The organism is Streptomyces avicenniae (assembly GCF_000719135.1).
Classification (GTDB): domain Bacteria; phylum Actinomycetota; class Actinomycetes; order Streptomycetales; family Streptomycetaceae; genus Streptomyces; species Streptomyces avicenniae.
In genome coordinates, this window is record NZ_JOEK01000025.1 from 1 (window position 1) to 3,315 (window position 3,315).

General features: G+C 73.8%; 1 protein-coding gene and 2 pseudogenes. All 3 read left to right on the forward strand.

Going from position 1 to position 3,315, the window contains the following annotated elements:
* Window positions 1–163: pseudogene (locus IF27_RS29545) on the forward strand (ATP-binding protein); the annotation flags it as partial.
* A 322-nt stretch (window positions 164–485) separates the two neighbouring features.
* On the forward strand, window positions 486–3,227 hold the full coding sequence (locus tag IF27_RS29550; protein WP_052852959.1) for a sensor histidine kinase: 2,742 nt from the start codon (window positions 486–488) through the stop codon (window positions 3,225–3,227).
* Window position 3,228: 1 nt separating this feature from the next.
* Window positions 3,229–3,315, forward strand: a pseudogene (locus IF27_RS29555) (roadblock/LC7 domain-containing protein); the annotation flags it as partial.

The following is a 3,315-nucleotide window of genomic DNA, read 5'->3' on the forward strand; positions in this document are numbered from 1 at the left end:
CGGGTTCGACGGGCATCAGCCGTACTCTCCTGAGGAGGTGCGGGAGGCGTTGCAGATCGGTCCTGACGCGCCGATCATCACGACGGACGCGCGGCATCGTGCGGAGTCCAAGAGCGCCCTGATCACCCTCGTCGAACACGCGCTGCTCGCGCGGCTGCACTGAGCGCCACCCGTCCGGCGGCGCGCCCCCCGCGCCGCCGCTGTGGTGTTCGCCACCCGTAGGACGCGTTCTTGCACGCCCGACCGGCACGGTCGGGCACGGTCCGCGAACAGCTCGCACACGTTCCCGGCCCTCGCGCACACGCGAATCATCCGCTTTGCCGTCATCTCGGACATGCGTCCGCTTTCCTCCCGCACGATCCGCCGGAACCTCCCTGTTTCCAGGGATTGGAAACCCTCTGTTCGGCATGCTGGAATCCCCTGGACCCCCGCAGAAGTCACGGCCCCGTCCGCGACCGCGTGCCGGTGCCGGGAGGTGAGAGCCAGTGAGCCGCAGAAGCACGACCCCCGACGCGCCGGACGACCCGCGCCGGGGCAGCACGCACACCCCGTCGGCGGGCAGCCGCCTCGCCCCGCGCAACTGGCGCGTCGCCACCAAGCTCAACGCCATCCTGCTCATCCCGGTGCTCGTCGCCCTCGTCCTCGGCGGCATACGCGTCTACGGGTCGTACGAGCGCTGGCAGGAGGCCACGGACGCCGAGCGCACCGCCGAACTCGTCCGCGCGGCCACGGCGTACGCCCACGCCGTCATCGACGAGCGGGACGTCACCGCCACGCCGCTGCTGGAGGGCAGGGACGACGACCCCGTCATCGGTGACGCACGGGCCAGGACCGACGAGGCCCGCGACGAGTTCGCCGCCCGCGCCGCCGCCGCCCCCGACACCGCCAACCTCCGCCGCCGCGTCGCCGCCGTCACCGAGGCCGAGACCCGCCTGGACACCCTGCGGCGGCAGGCGTACACCGACGTCCTGCCCGGCGCGGCCACCGAGGAGGCGTACGTCGCCGTCCAGCGCCCCCTCATGTCCTTCTCCAACGAACTGGGCCTCGGCACCGGCAACCTCGCCGCCTACGGCCGCGGCGTCTACGCCGTCTCCCTCGCCAAGGCCGCCAGCTCCCTCCAGCGCTCCCTGGGCACCCACCTCCTCGTCGCCCCAGGCCCAGGCGAGGCGGCCACCGGCGAGCAGCGGGGGGCGTTCCTCTCCTACGCGCGGCTCGAAGAGATCGCCCGGGGCGAGTTCACGGCGGCCGGGACGGAGGACGACGCGCGGCGGCTCGCGGCCGTGACGGCCGAGGCCGGACGCCGCACCGCCGCGCGCCAGCCGTCTGCGCCCGACCTGGAGGCGATGACCCGGCTCATCGCCGCCGGGGCGGCGGGCGAGGACATGCCGGAGGAACTGACCCCCAGCGCCTGGTTCCGGGCGGCGACCGACGAGTTCGAGGCGTACCGCGAGATCGAGACCGGGCTGGTGGACGCCGCCGTCCGCGAGGCGGGCGACGTCGCGTCCACCGCGCGCCGCGACATGGCGCTCAACGCCGCCGCCGTCCTCGCCGCGGTCCTCCTCGCCTTCCTGGTCGCGGGCCTCGTCGCCCGCTCGATGAGCCGCAGCATGCACCGGCTGCGCACCGCGGCGTTCGACGTCGCGGGCCACCGCCTCCCGGCGGTCGTGGACCAGCTCTCCCGCAGCGACCCGTCGGGCATCGACACGCGCGTCGCGCCGATCGACGTCCACAGCCGGGACGAGGTCGGCCAGATCGCCCGCGCCTTCGACCAGATCCACCGCGAGGCCGTCCGTCTGGCGGGCGAACAGGCCGTGCTGCGCGGGAACCTCAGCACCCTCTTCAGCAACCTCTCCAGCCGCAACCAGGAGCTGATCGAACGCCAGCTCGCGCTGATCAGCGCCCTGGAGAGCCACGAGGCCGACCCCGACCAGCTCGCCTCCCTCTTCGAGCTGGACCACCTCGCGACCCGCATGCGCCGCAACGGTGAGAACCTCCTCGTCCTCGCGGGCCAGGAGCCCGAGCACCGTTGGGACCGCCCGGCCTCCCTGGTGGACGTCCTGCGCGCCGCCGCCTCCGAGGTCGAGGACTACGCCCGTATCCACCTGCTCGGCGTCGCCCCCGTCGTGGTGCGCACGGGCGTCGTCAACGACCTCGTGCACCTCCTCGCGGAACTCCTGGAGAACGCCACGGTGTTCTCCTCGCCGCAGAGCACGATCCGCGTGACGGCGACCCGGCTGCCGGACGGCCGGGTGATGGCCGAGATCCACGACCAGGGCGTCGGGCTCCCCCCGGCCGGTTTCGCCGACATCAACGGACGGCTCGCCGACCCGCCCAGGCTCGACGCGGCCGTCGCCGGGCGCATGGGCCTGTTCGTCGTCAGCCGCCTCGCCGAGCGGCACGGCATCCGCGTCCAGTTGCGGCCCGCCGAGGGGGCGGGGACGACCGCGCTCGTCATGCTCCCGGCGTCGGCCTGCTCCGACGCCCCCGAGGACGCCGTCACGCCCGAGTCCCCGGCATCCGGCCCCGTGGGGCCCCTCGTGCGGCCCTCGTACGACCACGCGGCGCTCGAACGCGAGGGCGGAGGAATTGCCCGCACGGGCACCTCGGACCCCACCGCGCCCCCCGTGTCACGCCGCCAGGGACCGCGCCACGCGCGCCCTCCGGCGCTCGACCGGGCGGACGCGCCCCCGCTCGCCCCGGATGCCACCGAATCCGCACCGGGCGAACATCCCACGACACAGCGGGGTTTCGAGCCGGTCACACCCATCGCGGAATCGCCCCGCGGTGGTCCCGCCGGAGCCGCACAGCGCGTAGGCTTCACTGGCACAGACCCGGTCGTGGCGGATGACCGCGCCATGACCGGCGCGGGACTACCCCGCCGTGAACGAGCAAGGCAGCAGCCCGAGGAGGACCCGGCACAGCGACTGCGGGACGAGCCCCAGGAACCGTCGGCACCGCCGACGCCCGGGGAGGCGTGGCGGGAACGCGGGCCGCGCCGAGAGGAGCGCTCGGGAGGCACCACGTCCTCCGGGCTCCCCCGACGAGTGCCGCAAGCCCATCTGACCGAACACTCCCCACCGGAACCCACCCCGGACCAGCCCCAGATCTCGCGTGATCCGAAGGATGTCCGCGGCAGGCTGAGCAGTCTGCGCCGCGGTGTACAACAGGGCCGCGGCGCCCGTGACGCCCGTGGCGCGCAGAACGACGAATACGATCAGGAGCGTTAGTGTGAGGCCGATGAGCCAGGCGGCGCAGAACCTGAACTGGTTGATCACCAGTTTTGTGGAGAACACTCCGGGGGTGTCGCACACGGTG